Below are 19,469 nucleotides of genomic sequence, written 5' to 3'. Positions count from 1 at the left end.
TACCGTCAGCTTGCCTTGCTGCTCCGGTCATTCTTCAATTCATCCGGCAGGCTCAGCGCATCGAGGGGGCAGCCCATGTCGCGCAGGGCTTTCAGTACCTCACGGTTGTTCTTCACGCCCCGCACTGTGGCGGAAACCGTCTGGTGCGGCAGGTTCAGCTGCCGGGCTATTTCCGCCATGCTGGATTCCTTCGAGAACAAAAACTCCCGGATACGAAACGGTTTCCGGCGTTTACCTGCTCCAACTGCCGCATGCACGTTCATCTGATTGCCTCCTCAAGCTGCTTCTTGCGGCGTTGCAATTGTTTGATTTGTCGTTCCACCTCGGCCCGTTCCAGCAGCCGCAGCTGCTCAGCATCCACAACCGCGCCATCGTGCACTGCCGCCTGTACGGACAGGGGCGAAAGATCACCCACCACGTCCATGAAAACGTTGAGCGCGCGGATGCTGGGCATATGGTCGGGAGCGGATGGAGAAAGCCATTTGGCAAAGATGTGGTCGGTAAGCTCTTTGGCGTTACCACCTGTTATCCGCACGTCGAACTCTCTGGCGCGGGAGTTCATGCGGGAAACCACTTCTTCGCGTGAAACCCTGTGGCGGTCGCAAAACCGCTTGCAGGCTTCTGCCATGGCCGCCTTCACTTCCCTGTCCAGCAGGGCAAAGCGATTGGCCTTGGAATCGAATAAGGAAAGTTGCCGCATAATCACCGTCCGTCAGGAGCTTGGTCGACGTCCGATTTTCATGGATAACCGGACGTTGACCGTTGCGCGGTGCGGCTGTATTCAGGAGGTGTATTTGTGGACTCCGATTACAACCGCTCGCAAGCCAGTTCTTACACGAAATGCGTAGGCTTGCAACGCTTTTTGCGGTTTTAATTAAAAAAATGGAAGTTGTTATGGCAACTATCTGTTTTGGTTGGGCATTTAAAACAGCAAAAAGTTATTATAAAAGTTTTTATTAAACTTTTTGCGCAAGCATGGATCAACTAATGCACGAACTGGCAGTGATAGACATCCTTGAACGGTTGAAGCAGGCCACGGGAGCGACATCAGATGCCGCTCTCGCTATTGCCTTGGGGGTTACTCAACAGGCCATCTCAAGTGCAAAGGCTCGGAATAAGTTCCCTACAGCGTGGGCACCCATTGCGGCGGACCGTTTTGGAGTAACAACTGACTGGATATTCTTTGGCCGTGGACCGATGCGCCCGGAAGACGCCGCAGAGCAGCGGGAGCATGCGCCCGAACCCGCCGAACCAGGCAGATGCCCGTACTGTGCCAAATCCGAAAAAATTGCTGATGATTTGCGCAGTGAGCTGAGCAAGGAACGGGACATGAACCGGGAGCTGGTTGCCGAGAACCGGCAGCTATGGAAGGAAAACAGCGAGCTGCGGGAACGCCTTGCCCGCCTGGAAGAACGGCAGAACGCTCAACCTGTTTCGGGGGTTCCTTCGACGACTGGCAATGTGGCATAACGAGGAACGGACACGCAAAACTTAAAACCGTGGCCTAAATGCGGAAAACCAAATTTTTCCAGCTTGTTGCGCTTTGTCTGCCACGCACAACTTAGCGCACGACTTTCGAGTCGTGGCGGTTGTTTTCGCTCAAGGCCTCACATGGCATGTAACTATCTGATATGTAATCACAAATACAAACGCCTCTGGTTGTTTTCGAGGTTGTTTCCGCTTCCGACTTAACTTCCGACTTTGTTTCGGACTTCCAGCGGCTCGATGTCGCGGTTCGCGTAATATTAAAAACGGCCACTGTGCACCATAACATACTAATTTCAAACGATATGTTTCGTATTAATAACCGTAATATTATGTCGAAGCTGGTTTCGGAGTTGGTTTCGTTGTTTCACGCATTCACGCGCAACTTTCCGCGAAGCGCAAAAGGAACTATCACTCTGTAATACTAGGTAAAAACGACTATAATTGCTGCAAAACTTAGTGTGCATGTTTCACACCTTAGCTGCACGTTCGGTAATCGGCTGTGAAGCCGCAGCTTGATGCAACCAATACAGTACGTTATCCAAAATCTCTGGCACTCCGTAAACACAAAAAGAGCGGCCCCATCGCTGAGGTCGCCCTTCATTTTGTGTGTAAATTATGTTGCGCGCTTCTTCGGCCGCACCGCCGCAAAATTGTTCGCCAGGCACCGCCGCAACCCGCACCACTCAAAGGCCCGCTGGGTTTCTGTCCCGCTATATCCCCGCTTGTCCCATTATATCCCGGATCTCAATTCTATCCTGCACAGCACACTGCTTCTTGTTCTTCTCGATCCTCCTTTCTTTGAGCCAGCCCTTCAGCAATCCTTCCTCACTTCTCCCTTGACCCTTCTTAATGATATCACTATTACTATCATCAAGGAGACTGATGTGGCAAAACTCGACAAGATTCTCCAGCAGATGCTCACCTCCCCGCTGAATGTCCGGTTCAACGACCTTGCCCACGTTTGCGAACATTTCTTCGGCGCACCACGGCAGGAAGGCACCAGCCACAAGGTGTATAAAACGCCGTGGGCTGGTGACCCGCGTGTGAATATTCAGAACAAAAACGGCATGGCCAAGCCCTATCAGGTTAAGCAGGTGCTTGCCGCCATTGAAAAACTGCGGAGGGGTGAACGATGAACACCAAACACTACACGTACCGTGTTATCTGGTCCGATGAAGATCAGGAGTTTATCGGACTGTGCGCGGAGTTTCCCAGCCTTTCGTGGCTTGACGAAGACCAGATGCAGGCCCTTGCAGGTATTGTACGGCTGGTGGACCAGACTGTGCAGGATATGCTGTCAGCTGGCGAAACAATGCCGGAGCCGCTGAGCCACCGAAAATTTTCCGGCAAGATTTCCCTGCGCACCACGCCGGAAACGCACAGGGCGCTGGTTCTTGCTGCCGCAGAGCACAATGTGAGCCTGAACAGGCACATTTGCGCCCTACTCAACCGCTGATGTATTCCCCCTATACACAACAAACAACGCAGCCCGCGCTTCTGTGAAACACGGGCTGCATTGCGGCGGGCTGCCTGTTCCGGCATTCTTGCGGAGCAGCATGCGGGCGACAGCGGCTTACCTGAACACCGCCTTGCGGCGTATATCCTCCGGCAAGGTCAGCCCGAAACGGGTGAGGCGACTCTCGTTGAAAAAGAACATGCCGTCCTGATCCATATAGGCTGTCGGCAGCCTTGGGTTTTTGCCCTCAAGGATATCACGCGCCATAAGTGCCGCCAGCTGGGCGTGGGTTTCGCCAAAAATCACAAACGCCCCCACAACGCCGTTATCACCCACGGCATAGTCCTGATACGCGAACACGGGCACGGAACTGTTTTCAGTGGTCCAGCGGACCACTTCTTCCACGGGCACATGCACTCCTGCGTCATCCTTCAGGTCATGGTACAGCGGCATGGTGATGAAATCGAATCCGTGCGGCGACAGAATCACGCGCTGCCACTGTGCCCAGTCTGCGGCAACCTTGTACTCCACCCGCACACCATCCACCGACAACTCCATCCTGTCTCCGAACGCAACGCTTATCACCGCCTCTGCCGTTGCGCTGCCATCCAGAAGTACCAGCGCATTCTCCGCCCCCGGCACGATGCGTTTAAGATGGCGAATCCATGCAAACACGGGCACCCGCTCCAGCACACCGGTTACATTGTCCGGCATGCGGCTGAAATACTCACGCGGATTGTTGTTGATGCCGAAGTAGACAAGAGGCTTTCCCGTTGCCGCAATGCGCGGCCCGAGCAGACGCAGGGCGTCATCATCGCCCACCATTACAAGATCAGGCTTGAAACGTTCATAAAATTGCATGGCCTTATCCGCACGCGCCTGAAACTCCGAACGATGAATCCGCTTGGTATCCAGATAGACACGCTCCAGTTCGACAAGCTCTGCGAGCACGCCGTCTATGCCCCGGTTGCACTGCGCAACCCACGGCAGGCCCGGGTCATAGCTGTGAATGACCAGAATCCTCTGCCGGTCGGCATGCGCCGCCACTGCGGAAAACACACCCGCAAGCACGGCAAGGAGCATCAATAATCGCTTCATCTATCCACCTCGTTCCCACAAGATGTAACGATACCACATGGGCAACGCTTCCCGAATGATATCTTCACGGAATATCAGACAGAAGAAGGCAGGGTGCACCGCCCTGACAATGCGGGAGGCGCGATGCGGAACCGTTTACCCGCGGGATGAAAGACAGAATTGCAGGCGGGAAAAAAGAACGGACAGGCGCGGAGAACTCAGTTGCCCGCCATGTCCAGAGGACGGATGCGGCCGTATTCGGAGAGCAGGCGGTCTTATTCGCTCACGCCGCCTTTGCCGGGCTTGTGCAGTGCGTCCAAATTCTCCTGAATACGGCGGATAAGCGCAGTCTCCGTGGTCTTGCTGAAGATGAAATACATGGGCAGTTCCTTGAGCACATAGACCATCTCGTACGCATCCGGATTAATGTCGAACTGCCGCATGAGCGAAGGAACCACCGTATCCACATGGGTTATGCAATCCACGCGGTTCGCCTCCAGAATGCGCAGCTGGTGCTCGTTTTCTATCACCGGGGTCAGGGCATCCTCAGGCACGGCATACTCGTTATGCAGCACTGATTCCGGGGCACTCCCGTTTATCACGCCTATGCGCAGCCGATGAATAGCCGCCCTGTCCCGCACGCGCACACGGTTGGCCTTTTTGGCCACAAGGCCCATTTTAAGGGTGAACACGGGCCCCACCCAGTGATAGTCGGCCTCACGCTCCGGCGTGCGGGCAACCCCGACCACTATACGGCCCGGCTTCTCTGCCGTATCCTTCATGGACCGCGCCCATGGGACAGTGCGCACCGCAGAGGCATTAAACGGCACCCCGCTGCGCTCCATTACCCGCTCCAGCACACTTATGGAAAAGCCCTGCATTCTGCCATCTTCTCCGGCACAGTGGTACGGAGGCAGATCTCCCGCATACACAAGAAATTCGCACCGCCCCTGTGAAGGCGCAAGAAACAGCATGCACGCCAGAAAAACAGCGCACAGCAAGTACCTGAGCACCAAAGCACCATGAATACAGCCTGCATTGCGGCTACCGGAACATGGCATGAGCCCCCTCCATGCATGAATATGCAGTAGTATACCTGCTTCCGCACCGTCTGTCATCGGCACGGCGCACCGCTCCCCCGCCCCGGAAAAGGCGGACAACAAGAAAACGATGCATCCGACAGAAAACATGCCACGGGGCACACATAGCAGCAGAAACCAGGAGGCGGATTGCACAAACAATCAGTCACGTAACATTTCCCGTGCCCATGCCCCCCATGCACCTGCCACATTGACAAACACGCCTGTCCACGTACCATGCCGCCAACGCGCCGCGTTCGTACCGCCGATGCATAGACAAGGAGCACAGCCCATGACCACCCACACCACACCGCCCCGGCACAGCCCCCCCCGGCATAGTACTCTTGACACCATCTGCATCCACGTCAGCCGCCTCGGGCCCTTTGGCTGCAGCCCCAAGGCTCCCGGTACCGCAGGCTCCGCCGCTGCCATGCTTGCCGCCCCCTTGCTGTTCATGCCTCTTTCTCCCGGCTGGCGCGTGGCAGTGTTGTTCGCCGTATTCCTGCTGGGCAGCCTTGCCGTGACACGGGCCGAATCTCTGCTGGGCAAAAAAGACCCCGGCGAGATCGTGCTGGACGAGCTGCTGGGTCAATGGCTTACCTACCTGCCCTTTGCCGCTCTTTCGTGGGGCTGGCTGCTCACCGGCTTTGTCCTCTTCCGCGTGTTCGACATTCTTAAGCCCTACCCCGTGCGCAATGCGGAACACTGGCTCCCCGGCGGGTGGGGCGTGATGATTGACGATGTTATTGCAGGACTCTACGCCATGCTCTGTCTGGGGCTGCTGCGCCTTGTGCTTGCATGAACGGATCACCGGACCGAAACCCGGAAATGTTCCCATACCCATGTTCCTGATGTGCATAACCAGATTAACATGCTGGAATAGAACGAGAAAAGAACGGTAACAGTGATGCCGCCGTTCTTTTTTCATTGTCGTAACCTGCATACTATTACGAAATTACAGATATTTTAAGGAACATTCGTTCCGGTTACCGCGGACTTGTGCTCGCCATGCGCAGCGGCATGTGATCATAATTACACTTGGGCCTACACTTGGGCCTGCCATTTGGCCAAGCGTTTGGTCTAGCGCTTGGCCTGCGATTGGGCTGTAGAATCTGCCTTGGAAGTAGCCTTGAAATTCGCCTGCCCGCTGGCGGCATGCGACCCGGAACGGGGTGTGGCATGGGACGCTGCCTGCTCCGCACACGCTGCCGAACTGTCATCTCCCACACAGAACCCCGAAGCATCGAACCCGTTCCTTTCCAGCCACGGAATGCGGGGCAGAATGAGCCGTACGGACCGCTCGAAAAACAGATAGTCCCACGCCCAGTTCACCATTACGAACAGCCGGTTGCGGAACCCGATAAGGTAGGCCAGATGCACAAACAGCCACAGCACCCATGCCACAAACCCCGTGGCGGTGCGTTTGCCTATGCGCACTACCGCGCTGGAACGGCCTATGGTGGCCATGGCTCCCTTGTCTGCATACCGGAAGGGCCGTTGCTCCTGCCCCCGGATGTGCCGCAGAATATTCTGCGCCGCCAGCGTTCCCTGCTGCGTGGCGTTGGGCGCAATCATGGGCGCAGCCAACGGCTTGCCGCCCTCCTGCGGCATGCTCAGGTCACCGGCCACATATACGTCCGGGTGTCCGGCCAGTTGCAGGCTTGGCAGCACGTCTACCCGCCCGCCCCTGCCCAGCGGCAGGCCCATGTGCCGGGCGGTGCGGTTGCCCTGTATGCCCGCCGACCAGACCACCGTTTCCGTGGGCAGCGGGGCGGCATCCTTGAAAATCACTGCCTGCGGTTCCACCCGCGCCACGGTGGCGCGCAGCCGCACATCCACCCCCATGCGTGCAAGCCGGCGGAAAGTGTACTGCCGCAGCGGCTCTGGGTATCCCGCCAGCAGCCCGTCAGACGCCTCCAGCAGCACCACGCGCGCCTGTCCTGTGTTGAAATCGGGAAAATCCTTCGCAATGGGCGTGCGGATAAGCTCTGCCAAGGCACCCGCATACTCCACGCCCGTAGGACCGCCGCCCACCACGGCAAAGGTGAGCATGCGCCGTTGCGCGTCCGGGTCCGGTTCATGCGCGGCCAGTTCAAAGCGGGTGAGAATGTGGTTGCGCAGGGCAATGGCCTGCTCCAGCGACTTCAGCCGGAAGGAGTGTTCCTCTGCCCCGTGCACGCCGTAGAACTCGGTATTACTGCCCATGGCAAGGATAAGGTAGTCGTAGGGCACGTCTCCGTGGTCCGTGCGCACCATGCGGGCATGGCAGTCCACGCCGGTAACGCAGGCAAGGCGGAAATCCACGTTGTCCATACGCCGGAATACTCCGCGCAGCGGATAGGCTATCTGCTCCGGCTCCAGTTCGGCAGCCGCCACCTGATACAGCAACGGCAGGAAGGTGTGGTAATTGTTCCTGTCCAGAACCAGCACCTCCACCTCGGACGCGCGCGAAAGGGCACGCGCAGCCCACAGCCCTGCGAATCCTCCCCCCGCTATGACCACCCGTTTTCGTTCCGGCGAATGGTAGCCGCTCATGCCCGGCCCCTCGTCCGCACGGAAAGGCCTCCGTCCGATGCCTTTACCCTGTCGATAAGATTCTCCACGTCCACCACCAGCGCGTCCCTTTCTCCCAGCATGCCGTAGCCGAGAATGGGTATCTGATATATTTCCCGCACGGGAATGGTAAATCCGGTAACCACGGCCTGCTGCTGCCCCACCACCTCGTCAATGAGCAGGGCGGCGCGACAGTCGCCCACACGCACCACTATGGTGTGCAGATAGCCGTCTTCTCCGGGCTGCGATGGCAGGCCGAAATACTCCGCCAGCGGGATGATGGGGCAGGTTTCGCCGCGCACGCTCACAGCCCTCGAACCGTCGGGGAACTCCACCGTGTCTTCCACCCGTGCGGCGAACACCTCTACCACGTCCCGACTGGGAATGATGAAGGTTTCCGAACCGATGCGGGTTATCAGGGCATCCACAATGCCTTCGTTCACTGAGCGGTCCAGCGGGATGGAGATAAGAAACTCCGTGCCCCGGCCAAGTTCGCTCATCACGCGCACTTCTCCGCCCAGCTGTTCTTTCACGGCGGTAACCACGGCATCCATGCCCACGCCCCTGCCGGAGATATCCGTCACCTGCTCTGCCGTGGAAAAACCCGAGGCCATAATAAACTGGAAAAGCTCCTCGTCGCTGTAGGTGCGTCCCTCTTCCAGCAGACCCCTTTCCCGGGCCTTGCGCCGGATGCGTTCCGGGTTCAGCCCGCGCCCGTCATCCCGGATGGAAAGATAGGCCATATCGCCCTTGCGGTAGGCGTGCAGCCGCACTGCTCCCGTGGGGGGCTTGCCCGCAAGCTGCCTCTCCTCCGGGGTTTCCACGCCGTGATCCACGGCGTTGCGCAGCATGTGCACCAACGGCTCGTTGAGGTTCTCCACTATCATCTTGTCCAGTTCAAGATCATCGCCTTCTACCAGCAGTTCGATTTTCTTGTTCACCTTCTGCGCGGTGCTGCTCACCAGCCTGTGCAATGGTACGAAAATCTGCTTGAGCGGCACCAGACGGATATGATCCACCTCTGCCTTGATGCGCCCGATAACCGTATCCATCTCGCGCAGTCCGGAAATGGTGGCGCTGTCCAGATTCTTGTTCTGGGAAATAACGGCATAGCTCACCATGAGCTTGCCCACCCAGTCGATGAGGTTGTCCAGTTTTTCGGTGTTCACCCGCACGGAGACAATGCCGTCCCGCTTGGCCCTTCCCGGCGTATTGCCGTTTGCAGGCGCACCCGGCTGCGGCATGGCACCGGCTGTTCCCTGCGGTGCTTCCCGCCCAATGTCTGACGGAGGTTCTGAGACAGGTTCTGAGACAAGTTCCGAGACAAATCCTGAGGCAGATTCCGAGACAGGTTCTGACACGTAACCCCGCCCGCCCCCGCCCGCCGCGATGGCATCTCCACGGGCATCGGCAGATACCTGCCCCTGCTCCGCGCCGGAGACAGACCGGGCTTCCCGGCACGTTGCGGATTCGGGATCGCCGGCACAGGCACGCCGCTGTTCAGCCGCCTGTGCCTGTTCCTGCATGGCGGCGGCTGCGCGCGCCTCTAGCTCGCGCGCCTTATGGTCCACAAATCCGCCCATGGCATACAGCAGACGCTTATGCGCCTCGCACACGCTCAGCAGCGCGGTCACCAACTCCGGCGTTACGGGCTGAATGCCGTCGCGGAGCATATCCATCAGGGTGATAAGCTGCGCGGAAGTCAGCTTAAGATGCGACACGCCCAGCAGGTTCAGCACTCTGGCGACATTATCCGGCCTGCCGTCCTGCTCCAGATTGAGCACGGCGGCCTCCATCTGCTCGATGCAGGCGTTGATGACGTCCTTCATGCCAGCCTCCCGCTGCCTGTTCCTACGGGAGACGTGCCAGAAGAGATACCGGAAGAGGCGGCTTCTTCCGCAACGGCTGCGGCATGTTCATGCTCCGTGAACAATACCCCGTAGCCCCATCCATGAAAGGTGCCGCGCACATACGGGCACATGCCCGCCACATGGATGGGAAACCGCCCGGCATACGCCTCCAGCATCTCCCACAGCCCCGAACCCACGGACCGCACACCGGAAAAATCCAGAATTAACGGCACACCTGCCTCCTGCCGATCCAGCACATCCCGCAGCACCCGGCACTGCTCAGGCAGATGCACGCGCGGCATGGCTATGGCTGCTATTACACCGCCGCTGCCCGCCGACAGCCGCACGCCGTCCTTACCGGTTTCTTCCTGCACCGTGCGCGGCTCGCTGAGCAAGCGGATACGCTCCAGCACCCCGTCCATCTCGTCCTGCGGTCCGCCCCCGGTGTCGCGAATCTGCTCGATGACCTGAAAAACCATATTCACGGCGGTAATGGCGGCACTGCTCACGGAATCGTCCAGTTCCACGTCACCCGCCTGAACCTTTTTGAGAAAACTCTCCACCTTGTGCGTGAAGGTGGATGCCGTCTCAAATCCGCCCAGAAATCCGGTAACGCCTTTTATGGTGTGCAGCGGTCGCGACAGGGCTTCAATACCGGCGTGCACGCCGCCCGCCCGCATCTGTTCCAGCCCCTCCATCACCTGCGGATAAAACTTGTCGTAGAGTTCACTCATGAACTCTTCTATCTGGTCGTCATCGTGCATGGCTTACGCTCTCTTTCCCGCACGGGCTGTCGGTCAGTCTTCGATAAGTCCCAGCGTCTTCAGTTCCCGGTAGAGCTTTTCCTTGTCTATGGGCTTGACGATGTAGGCTGATGCCTGCCCGGTGTCGAATGCACGCAGAACGGACTGCATGTCGGAAAGTGCCGTGGTCATGATCACCTTGGCACGGGGCAGCTTGCGTTCGTCTTCCCGGCGGCGGATGATTTCCAGCGCCTCCAGCCCGTTGGTGCCGGGCATCATAATATCCATGAGGATGAGCCTGTAGGGACGCTCTTCACCGTGCGCCAGTTCAAACGCCTCCAGCGCCTCGCTGCCGTTGACCACGGCATCCACCTCAAACACGGGTGCCAGCATCTTCTCCACAATGATGCGGCTGATGAACTCGTCTTCCACAACCAGTGCGCGCATACCTTCTCCGAAAGGGTTGTCTGACTGTTGAAAAGCCCTGCTCCGCAGGCGGTTCAAAAAGGGGGAGAAGCGCGGCACAGATGGCGTTCAGCCCCGAATCCGCGCAGTTAGACAGAAACGCGCGCAAAGGCCTGAACGTTTCTCACCAGCGCAACATATTGCCTTCTCAACAGCCTGTTATGCGTTATTGCCTGCTGCCGCCCGGCATAAGGCCTTATCCGGCGCACAGGGCCGGATTGATATAGTCTATAGCACGACCCATGTATTGTTACTACCCTGCGGAGAACACATGAAGTATTTTTTCAAAACTCCCTGTCACTTGAAATGCTGGGCCATTGCTGTATCATTCTTTCAGGCGAAGACCATTCGCCCGCAAGGAGCCGCCGGTGGGAAAACTGCATATAGACGAACTGCGACCGGGCATGCGGCTGCAATCCGATGTATTCGGCATGCGCAACCGCAAGCTTTTTCCCGCTGGAACCGTGCTGGAAGACCGCCAGATAACCGCCATGAAAGCGTGGGGCGTGACCGAGGCAGAAATTGAGGGGGTTTCGCGCAAGGACCTTGCCGACCAGCCCGGACCGGAAATACCGCCCCAGATGCTGGAGGCCGCACGGGGCGTGGTGGATGACTGCTTCCGGGGAACTCACACGGGGAACGAGTTCATGGAAGAATTCCACCGCCTGTGTGTTCTGCGCACCGCGATGCGCATACAGCAGGGCACCTTTTCTCCCATGCTCTCCTCACAACTGGACGAACTGCGCACCCAATGCGCCGACCGGAATACCGAGCGACGCCCCGAATCCGCCCGCATGCTGGTGGCGACCGAGGTCAAGCTGCTCTCGTTTCCCCACGTCTATACGCACATTCTGCGCGAGATGCAGTCTCCCGCCTGCTCCGCACGCAGGCTGGGCGAAATAGTCAGCCGCGATACGGGACTCACCGCCAAGATACTGCGTCTGGTAAACAGCCCCTTCTACGGGTTCCCTGCCCGCATAGACACCGTGGAGCGCGCCATCACCATTCTGGGTGCCAACGAACTGACCACGCTGGCACTGGGCATTTCTGCCGTGAACATCTTCGGCAGCGTGCCTTCCGACGTGCTGAACATGCGCCATTTCTGGGAACACTCCATCTCCTGCGGCGTGCTTGCCCGGCTCATTGCGGGGCACATTCCGGGGCTTTCCGAAGAGCGGTTTTTCGTGGGCGGGCTGCTGCACGACATTGGCATGCTGCTCATGCTGCGCTGCACGCCCAAGGCGCAGTGCTGCGCCCTGCTTCACTCCCGCGACAACAAGGTGCCGCTGGAAGAGGCGGAGCGCCACACTTACGGGTTCGACCATGCCGAGGTGGGCGGGCTGCTGCTCAAGGCGTGGAGCATTCCGCAAACCCTTGCCCACATGGTGCGCAACCATCACTCGCCGCAAAAAAACCAGCCCCTGCTGGATGCAGCTATCATCCATCTGGCGGACATGCTGGCTCTGGGGCTCCGGTCAAACGACTACAGTGCCTTTTACGCCCCCAAAATCTCCCCGCAGGTGCTGGATGCCGTGGGGCTGCCGCCCAGCGCGCTGGAACCCATGCTCATTCAGCACCATCGGCAGATGTCTGAGATGATACATGTTTTCTTTGCGGGGGGCCTCGCGTGAGCGCACAGGAACACGGCGCAGGCGGCGAACCCAGCCAGCACGAACACCACTTTGCCCTCACGGAAGAACGCCGCGCCACGCTGCGCGCGCTGGAGCTGGCCGCCTCCATGGGCCAGTTCGGCAACAGCCTGAACGAACTGGAAAACGAAACGTCCATTCTCTCGCAAACCGCCGCCAAGCTTTCTGCCCTCATGGACTTTTCCGGCATCTGCATGCTGCTGGCGGATGAGGCGACCTTCGAGTTCGACATTGCATGGTGCTCCCACCCCGACATGCGCGAATCCTTCCGGCGGGAGACAGCCCTGCTCATAGAAGACCGCACCTTCGCGTGGGCTCTGGGCAGAAACAAGCCCTCGGTGGTCACGACCCAGATGGGGAAAATGCTGCTGCACCCCCTTTCCACCGCATCCGGCCCGCTGGGCATGTTTGCGGGCATTCTCGGCAACGAACCGGGAGAACGCGGCGACATGGCGGACATAAGCCACTACCTTATCACGGTGGCACTTTTTGCTTCCGCCACCCTGCTGGAGAACTTCCGCCTCTACCGCCATCTGGAGCAGGTTAACACCACCCTTGAGGAGCAAGTGGCGGAGCGCACCCGGGAACTTACCGACTCCAATACCCGGTTGCGCAGCACGCTGGCGGAAAAGGAACATTACCGGCAGAATCTGGAAGCCGTGTTCTCCTCCATGCAGGACCCGCTTATCACCGTGGACCGGCAGCGCCGTATCCTCAGCGTGAACAGGGCGGGAGAGGCTTTTTTCGGTGCCGGAGCCGAATTTGTGGCGGGCAGGCCGTTCCATGAAATATGTCGCCACGCCACCGCCGCCTGCCTGCAAGTCTTTGCCAGCACCATTGACCAAGGCCAGACTGTACGCGAATTTCGTACCCAATACCGGCACGAGGGCATGGACAAGGCGCTGGTGCTCAGCTGTTCACCGCTGGTTTCCGCAGGCGGCACCATGGACGGGGCGGTGCTGCTCATCCGCGACATAACCCGGCTTGCCTCGCTGGAACGCCAGCTCAAAGAACGCCACTCCTTCCGCAGCATAGTGGGCAAAAGCGCGCGCATGCAGCAACTCTACACCCTGCTGGAAAATCTGGCAGAGGTGGATACCACCGTGCTGGTTACGGGTGAATCCGGCACCGGAAAAGAACTGGTGGCAGACGCCCTGCACCATAACGGGCCGCGTGCCGCAGGCCCGCTGGTAAAGGTTAACTGCACCGCCCTGTCGGAAAGCCTGCTGGAAAGCGAGCTCTTCGGCCATGTGCGCGGCGCGTTTACCGGCGCGGTCAGCAACCGCGCAGGGCGTTTCGAGGCTGCGGAAGGCGGCACCATTTTTCTGGACGAGATAGGCGACATTTCTTTGCGCATTCAGGTGCTGCTGCTGCGTTTTCTGGAATCCAAGGAGTTTGAACGTGTGGGCGACACGGCCACACGCAAGGCCGATGTGCGCATTGTGGCTGCCACCAATGCCGACCTGCTCCGCAAGGTCCGCGAAGGCAGCTTCCGGGCTGACCTCTACTACCGCCTGAACGTGATGCATGTGCACCTGCCGCCGCTGCGGGAGCGGCGGGATGACATTCCCCTGCTCATCAGCCACTTTACGGAGTACTTTAACCGGACTTTGAAAACCGAGATTGAGGGCGTTTCTGATGACGCCATGCATTTTTTCATGCGGCATCCGTGGTCGGGCAACGTACGCGAACTGAAACATGCTGTGGAGCATGCCTGCATTCTGTGCCGGACAGGCACCATAGGCATGGAACACCTCACGCCGGAAATCCTGACTGCCGCGTCCGGTAACGAGGGTGCGCAACTGATGCCGCATCCGCCGTTCCTTCAGGCACCGGGCAACCATGGATATGCCCCCCTCTCTCCTGCCTTTCCATCCGCTGCGCCGCCTTCTTTTACGGGAGAGTCTTCCGCACCACATCACGGGCCGATGAACGGCAGGACGCAGCCTTTGCAACCGGACTCTCCGCACCTTTCCCCTTCTGCCAAGCAGGCGTATCCGGCGGAACAGGAGTATATGGCCGGCTTACACAACCTGCCTCATTCGCTTGGCTTGTCCCATCCGCCTTACCTGTCTCATTCTGGCCGCCGCCCCGCCTTTCATGACCTCTCCGCACAGGACATAGCCAACGCCATTCGGGCTGCTCATGGCAACAAGGCGCATGCCGCCCGCCTGCTGGGCATAGGGCGGGCCACGCTCTATCGCAAAATGCGCGAACTGGGACTGGATTACTGACCGCCACCCGCCTCTTTCCCGCGCCCGCCAGTCACTACCAATCGTCACCGGTGCCACAAGGCGCCGCCGGTCGCCCGGCAATCTATTGCAGTCGTTTGCCTATCGCCAGCCAGCCACCAGTCTGCCATCTGTCTGCCATCGGTCTGCCATCTGTCTGCCATCGGTCTGCCATCGGTCTGCCATCGGCCAGCCCCGACCGCATCGTGTTCCCGCAGCACGAAACCTGCGCAGCAGGCCGCAGTGGCGCCCCCTCCCCTCCCGCCAGAAGACGCTGCCGACCCAACATGTCTCAAGACACCTCATGAGACATTATTGAGACATATGAGACACAGCACTGTCTCATGAGACACCGCCATTCTTCCTTTCCACCACGCATCCGCACAGAGAATCGCGATTAATATATTGATCTTATTGGATTATTTATGCATGGCATCGCTGTTGCTAATACAAAGACAGAACAGCAACAGAGGATACAGCCATGTTGACTACCTATTCACCTACAGAATTCGCCCGGTTGCTCAGGCAGGAAACACGCCCGGTACTTGCTGGCTGTATTGAGAGCGATGCCCTGCATCAAGAACAGATGGAAGTCCTCCGCAAGGTTGCAGAAACCTTCCGGCACAAATTCACGGTCTGCCTGATGGACCCGGAATACTACTCCGAGTTCTCCAGGACATACGCCATCGCGGGAACACCGTCGTACATTCTCTTCTATTTGGGGGAAGAGAAGACCAGATTCCTCGGCTACGCAGATGCTCTGAATCTCATGAACATCATGCTCGTCGATGATTACAGCGAACTGGACCAGCTTGACCCGGAGCACGGGCAACTGAACAGCATGGTCAATCCCGTACCGTGCCTGTCCGACAGACTCCGCTTCTGGAAACGGCAGTGAACCGCACCGCACGGAACGGGTAACCGTCCGTGCACGGGGGAAAACGCGCCGGGAGCATGGGGATGCTCCGGTGACGTAGCAGGGGGGGGATAGCTTCCCCTCTCCGGAACGCAGGGTGCTTCCGGCGGGGAACATGCAGAATGTGCCTGATGCAGCGGTGCTCAGGCAACCGGACACGAGACAACACACACATCTGCACCCTGCGGGATTCCTTGGGAATGCCGTAAACCCCGACCCCGCCACCTCAGGCGGAGTCGGGGTTTTGCCGTTATACCACGCGTGCGCAGACCACGCACCCGACCTGCGCAGCAGTTCCGCAAACGCCTTTGCCCTACTCGCTGCGGGCGGATATTGTCACTTGGGCCATGCGCAGTTCAGGATTCTCCGTCGCAAATTCACGCGCAGAGTAGCTTACCCCTACCTTCATTCCAAGGGGCAGCATGTTCTGCACAGCCTGGTATGCAGCATGAGCGCGCAACACGGCCAGATCGATATTTGTCAACTTTGCGCCCACCGCATAACTGTGAACCCGCTTGCTGCCGTCTGCATGCAGAACGTTCACTCCACTGATTGCAGGGCCATCATACTCTGCCACTATGGCATCGGGAGCCGACACGTAGTTTGCCGAACCTTCTACGTGGAGATGCAGGACATCTTCACTCCGCAAGCCCCGAGCCTTAAGCTTTGCCAATTCATCATCAAAACTGTCGCGCAGCACCATAACCTGCTCCGGGCTCAGGCGAAAGACGGTTTTCTCAAAGTATGCGGGAGCCGTCTTGGAGCGGAAACCCATGCCCTGCACCTGCGGGGCCTGAGGCACCGTCCGGACCGGCTCGTGATTGACCGTTCCTCGCACCGAAACGGACGATGATGTCACGCCTCGCTCAGGCGGAGAGAACCTGGCGAGCGCTTGAATGAATAGCGCCATGGGGATGGCGAAGATGAGGACCCACACCAGTACGGCATGGGATAGTGACCTGCGGGGCAACGAACGAGGACGGGAATAGGGGCACGGAATGGCGGGATTGAATCCTGCGTGGCACACTGAGGCGGATGCATCTTTGACCGGAATGGGCATCGCCACAAGCGGTGTGTTGGGAGAGAAAACCGATAGGCACGAAACTGCCAAAGAAATCAGGACATCGTCGGGGAAGCGGGGCGTGGATCTGCGACTAAGACTGTCGTTCATGCCAACCTCCGGGGTAGGGGTCTCTGAAGAAACTGACGAACTTGTGGCGCCAACCATTTACTACCGTCACACTCCGTTCAAATGGTTTTTCCCAGCGTTTGTCGGCGGGGCGACCATGGCTCTTACACGTTGCCTGATGGGCGGAAAGTAGCTTGCTGAACATCACAGCCTCCTGGCTTGTTTGTGGCGCATACCGCGCCAGTTGTTTGCCTATTAATTACATGTCCATGAATATCAGTCAAAGTATTTGTAGTTCTTCGGGGAACCACTCCGCCAGCAGACTCGCTCTAACCGGCTGCCTTTTGCGTGCGGAAACTGCCCCCGTCAGTGGCCGCTAGCGCGGCGCAGAGGCCTGCCGTGTGCCACAACACGCAACAACGCGCCTTTGTATGGCAGACAATTGCTTTTTCACGGTTCCCCCTGCTCTTCGGCATGCTTCTGAGACAATAAAAGTCCGGCGCAGAAAAACCGCGCCGGACTTCGTATCCGCGGAATGGTCTGACGGTTCTAGAACCGCTCAAACTCTCCGTCTTCATCGGTCAGGGCAAGCTGCACCCCTTTTGCGGGTGCGCCCTTTCCTGCCGTGCCTTGCGGCAAGGCTCCTGCGCCCTGCTTATGCCCAATCTTCCGCCCGGAAGCAGCGGCCCCGCGTGCGCCTGTGCGGGCATGTCCCGCCCCTCTGCGCTCCGCGCCCGCCCTGCCGTTAAGGGTAAAAAAGGCTATGGATTGCTGCAGTTGCACTGCCTGCGCGGAAAACTCTTCCGCCGTGGAGGCAAGCTCCTCAGATGCAGAAGCGTTCTGCTGAATAACTGTATCCAGTTGTGCCACGGCCGAGTTAATCTGTCCCACGCCGGATTCCTGCTCAGCGCAGGCGGCGGCAATTTCGCGGACCATATCAGCCGTCTGCTGAATATCCGGAACCACGGCGGCAAGCATTTTGCCTGCCTCTTCCGCCACGGAAACGCTGGAACCGGTAAGCTCGGTTATCTCGCCCGCCGCCTCACGCGAACGCTCTGCCAGCTTGCGCACCTCTGCAGCCACCACGGCAAAGCCCTTGCCGTGCTCACCCGCCCGGGCGGCCTCAATGGCGGCATTCAGGGCAAGCAGGTTTGTCTGCCGGGCAATCTCTTCAATAAAGCCAATCTTGTCCGCAATCTGATGCATCACTTCCACAGTGCGGCGCAATGCGTCGCTGGACTGGCGCGTATCTTGGGCGGCTTTGGTGACAAGCGACTCGGTTGTTCGCGCATTTTCTGCGTTCTGGCGCACTCCGGCCAGCATCTGGGTCATGGAAGCGGAAACCTCTTCCACGGAAGCAGCCTGCATGGTGGCACCCTGCGACATATTTTCGGACGAAGAAGCCAATTCCTCTGCCCCTGCAGCCACCTGCTCGGTTGCGGCCTGAATTTCCCGCACCACGCCGATAAGCCTTCCCACCATCTCCTTGAGCGAGGCAAAAACCCCCTGCGCCAACCGGTCACCGAAGGCAAAGGTCAGATCACCGCGTGAAACCGTGGAGGCTATGTCTGCCATTTCATCCGGTTCGCCGCCCAGGGTGTTGGTAATGGAGCGCGTGAACAGGAAGCTGATGCCCAGCACCACGGCCAGAATGACGGCCGAAAGCAGAGCGACAAGACGCACCACACCGGAAACCGTTTCGTCCGTGGCCTTTTGCCGCGCGGCAATGGCCGATTCCACGCCGTCCACATAAATACCCATGCCCACCATCCAGTTCCATTCAGGCACAAGGCGTACATAGGACAGCTTGGGTTCCGGCCTGTCGGACCCATCCTTGGGCCAGACGTAATCCACCACGGCCTCTCCCCGCGCACCGGCGGTGGTAACTATCTCCCGGAAATAGGGCTTGCCGTTCTTATCACGGGTTTCCATCATGTTCGTACCCACGAGCGCGCCGTTGGGATGGCTGAGCATAACGCCCGCAGTGTCGTTTATCCAAAAATAGTTCCCGTCACCAAGGCGCATGCGGGCAACCTGCTCCATGGCGCGTTGCTGCATCTCCTGCGTGATATCCTCTATCCATGCGCCGGTACCGATAATCCAGTTAAGCCCCGGGATGAGCCGCACGTAGGAAATCTTAAGCGTTTCTTCCCGTTCCCCCGGCTTGGCCCAGTAGTAGGAAACCATACCCTCGCCGTGTTCGCGGCACATGCGCACCATATCCATAAACAGCTGGTTGCCTTTGGAATCGCGAACGCCGGAAAGGTCTTTTCCGTTCATGGAGGCATCAACGGGGTGCATGACCATCCGGGGCGTCATGTCGTTAATCCACAGGTAGTTGTCGCCGTCAAAACGAACGGCGGCCACAAGAGCCGCCACTTCCGCACCGAAACGGGCCTCGTCCATATCCGGTCTGCTTTCGCGCAGTCCTGCTATCTGCGATGACAGGGCGTCCACCACGGTTTTCAGGTCCGCCATCTTTTCCTGCTTCAGCGCCTCCACGTCCTTGGAACGCTGAAGATACGCTTCCACAGAACCGACAGCCATGTTCACGTAATCCCGCAGTCTTTCTTCTTCCTTCTGCATGGCCTCGGTGCGGTACTTTTCCGATTCTGCGCTGCTGTACGATATCAATTCCATGATGAACACCGCACTCAGCACGGATACGATCACTACCGTGGCGATGGCCTGAAACCCTGTCATTTTTGTCCGCAACTTCATGTCTCACTCCCTTGTTGCCATACCGGACGTCATATCTTGCATTACCGCTAACATTGCGATGGTATTCCCCGCGCCTTCCTGCATAAAACCCCCTGTTCTACACCCTGTGGCG

The 19,469-nt window shown here is 58.6% G+C and carries 17 protein-coding genes; 7 read left to right on the top strand and 10 right to left on the bottom strand.

The genetic code is table 11. The annotated features are described in order from the left end of the window. Positions 1-5: 5 nt before the first annotated feature. Both HUV26_RS13060 and HUV26_RS13055 read right to left on the bottom strand, forming a co-directional pair. Positions 6-179 carry a hypothetical protein gene (locus tag HUV26_RS13060; RefSeq protein WP_243451388.1) on the bottom strand — a complete coding sequence of 58 codons (174 nt, stop codon included), beginning with the start codon at positions 177-179 and terminating at the stop codon, positions 6-8. Between the two features lie 80 nt (positions 180-259). Continuing rightward, positions 260-700, bottom strand: a complete 441-nt coding sequence (locus HUV26_RS13055) for a hypothetical protein (protein ID WP_174410573.1) — start codon at positions 698-700, stop codon at positions 260-262. Between the two features lie 287 nt (positions 701-987). On the opposite strand from HUV26_RS13055, the gene HUV26_RS13050 reads away from it, so the two are divergent. The 3 genes from HUV26_RS13050 to HUV26_RS13040 all read left to right on the top strand — a co-directional run bounded on the left by HUV26_RS13050 (position 988) and on the right by HUV26_RS13040 (position 2,944). Then, positions 988-1,470, top strand: coding sequence for a helix-turn-helix domain-containing protein (locus HUV26_RS13050; protein WP_174410572.1), 483 nt, complete (start codon positions 988-990; stop codon positions 1,468-1,470). A gap of 902 nt (positions 1,471-2,372) precedes the next feature. Next, the gene (locus tag HUV26_RS13045; RefSeq protein WP_174410571.1) at positions 2,373-2,624 is read left to right on the top strand and encodes a toxin HicA; all 252 of its coding nucleotides are present in this window, start codon (positions 2,373-2,375) and stop codon (positions 2,622-2,624) included. Beyond that, a complete protein-coding gene (locus HUV26_RS13040; protein WP_174410570.1) occupies positions 2,621-2,944 on the top strand; it encodes a type II toxin-antitoxin system HicB family antitoxin in 324 nt (107 codons plus the stop codon). The genes HUV26_RS13045 and HUV26_RS13040 overlap by 4 nt, the downstream gene beginning before the upstream one ends. A gap of 117 nt (positions 2,945-3,061) precedes the next feature. On the opposite strand, the gene HUV26_RS13035 is transcribed toward HUV26_RS13040, so the two are convergent. Next, positions 3,062-4,042 (bottom strand): ABC transporter substrate-binding protein, encoded by a 981-nt coding sequence (locus tag HUV26_RS13035; protein WP_174410569.1) that lies wholly within the window; start codon positions 4,040-4,042, stop codon positions 3,062-3,064. Between the two features lie 254 nt (positions 4,043-4,296). Then, positions 4,297-4,995, bottom strand: a complete 699-nt coding sequence (locus HUV26_RS13030) for a substrate-binding periplasmic protein (RefSeq protein ID WP_274602464.1) — start codon at positions 4,993-4,995, stop codon at positions 4,297-4,299. Positions 4,996-5,392: 397 nt separating this feature from the next. On the opposite strand from HUV26_RS13030, the gene HUV26_RS13025 reads away from it, so the two are divergent. Next, positions 5,393-5,902, top strand: coding sequence for a phosphatidylglycerophosphatase A family protein (locus tag HUV26_RS13025; RefSeq protein WP_174410567.1), 510 nt, complete (start codon positions 5,393-5,395; stop codon positions 5,900-5,902). 278 nt (positions 5,903-6,180) lie between these two features. On the opposite strand, the gene HUV26_RS13020 is transcribed toward HUV26_RS13025, so the two are convergent. From HUV26_RS13020 to HUV26_RS13005, 4 genes are read right to left on the bottom strand one after another with little or no spacing between them, the layout of a single operon-like run. Further along, the gene (locus tag HUV26_RS13020; RefSeq protein WP_174410566.1) at positions 6,181-7,635 is read right to left on the bottom strand and encodes an NAD(P)/FAD-dependent oxidoreductase; all 1,455 of its coding nucleotides are present in this window, start codon (positions 7,633-7,635) and stop codon (positions 6,181-6,183) included. Next, the gene (locus tag HUV26_RS13015; protein ID WP_174410565.1) at positions 7,632-9,482 is read right to left on the bottom strand and encodes a chemotaxis protein CheA; all 1,851 of its coding nucleotides are present in this window, start codon (positions 9,480-9,482) and stop codon (positions 7,632-7,634) included. Before HUV26_RS13015 ends, HUV26_RS13020 begins: the two co-directional genes overlap by 4 nt. After that, positions 9,479-10,267 (bottom strand): Hpt domain-containing protein, encoded by a 789-nt coding sequence (locus tag HUV26_RS13010; protein WP_174410564.1) that lies wholly within the window; start codon positions 10,265-10,267, stop codon positions 9,479-9,481. The genes HUV26_RS13015 and HUV26_RS13010 overlap by 4 nt, the downstream gene beginning before the upstream one ends. Positions 10,268-10,300: 33 nt before the next feature. Next, positions 10,301-10,693 carry a response regulator gene (locus tag HUV26_RS13005; protein ID WP_174410563.1) on the bottom strand — a complete coding sequence of 131 codons (393 nt, stop codon included), beginning with the start codon at positions 10,691-10,693 and terminating at the stop codon, positions 10,301-10,303. Positions 10,694-11,079: 386 nt separating this feature from the next. Here HUV26_RS13005 and HUV26_RS13000 point away from each other — a divergent pair, with 386 nt between their 5' ends. The 3 genes from HUV26_RS13000 (at position 11,080) to HUV26_RS12990 (ending at position 15,489) form a co-directional block, all read left to right on the top strand. Continuing rightward, on the top strand, positions 11,080-12,342 hold the full coding sequence (locus tag HUV26_RS13000) for an HDOD domain-containing protein (protein WP_174410562.1): 1,263 nt from the start codon (positions 11,080-11,082) through the stop codon (positions 12,340-12,342). Beyond that, positions 12,339-14,594, top strand: coding sequence for a sigma-54 interaction domain-containing protein (locus tag HUV26_RS12995; RefSeq protein ID WP_174410561.1), 2,256 nt, complete (start codon positions 12,339-12,341; stop codon positions 14,592-14,594). The genes HUV26_RS13000 and HUV26_RS12995 overlap by 4 nt, the downstream gene beginning before the upstream one ends. A 478-nt stretch (positions 14,595-15,072) precedes the next feature. Continuing rightward, on the top strand, positions 15,073-15,489 hold the full coding sequence (locus HUV26_RS12990; RefSeq protein WP_174410560.1) for a YbbN family protein: 417 nt from the start codon (positions 15,073-15,075) through the stop codon (positions 15,487-15,489). A gap of 331 nt (positions 15,490-15,820) precedes the next feature. Here the strand turns inward: HUV26_RS12990 and HUV26_RS12985 are convergent, their stop codons facing one another. Further along, a complete protein-coding gene (locus HUV26_RS12985) occupies positions 15,821-16,678 on the bottom strand; it encodes a hypothetical protein (protein ID WP_174410559.1) in 858 nt (285 codons plus the stop codon). 507 nt (positions 16,679-17,185) lie between these two features. Further along, a complete protein-coding gene (locus HUV26_RS12980) occupies positions 17,186-19,357 on the bottom strand; it encodes a methyl-accepting chemotaxis protein (protein WP_174410558.1) in 2,172 nt (723 codons plus the stop codon). Positions 19,358-19,469: the final 112 nt, after the last annotated feature.

The organism is Desulfovibrio psychrotolerans, from assembly GCF_013340305.1.
GTDB lineage: Bacteria > Desulfobacterota > Desulfovibrionia > Desulfovibrionales > Desulfovibrionaceae > Halodesulfovibrio > Halodesulfovibrio psychrotolerans.
Note: the sequence above shows the minus strand (reverse complement) of the source record. Positions and strands in the feature narration are given on the sequence as shown.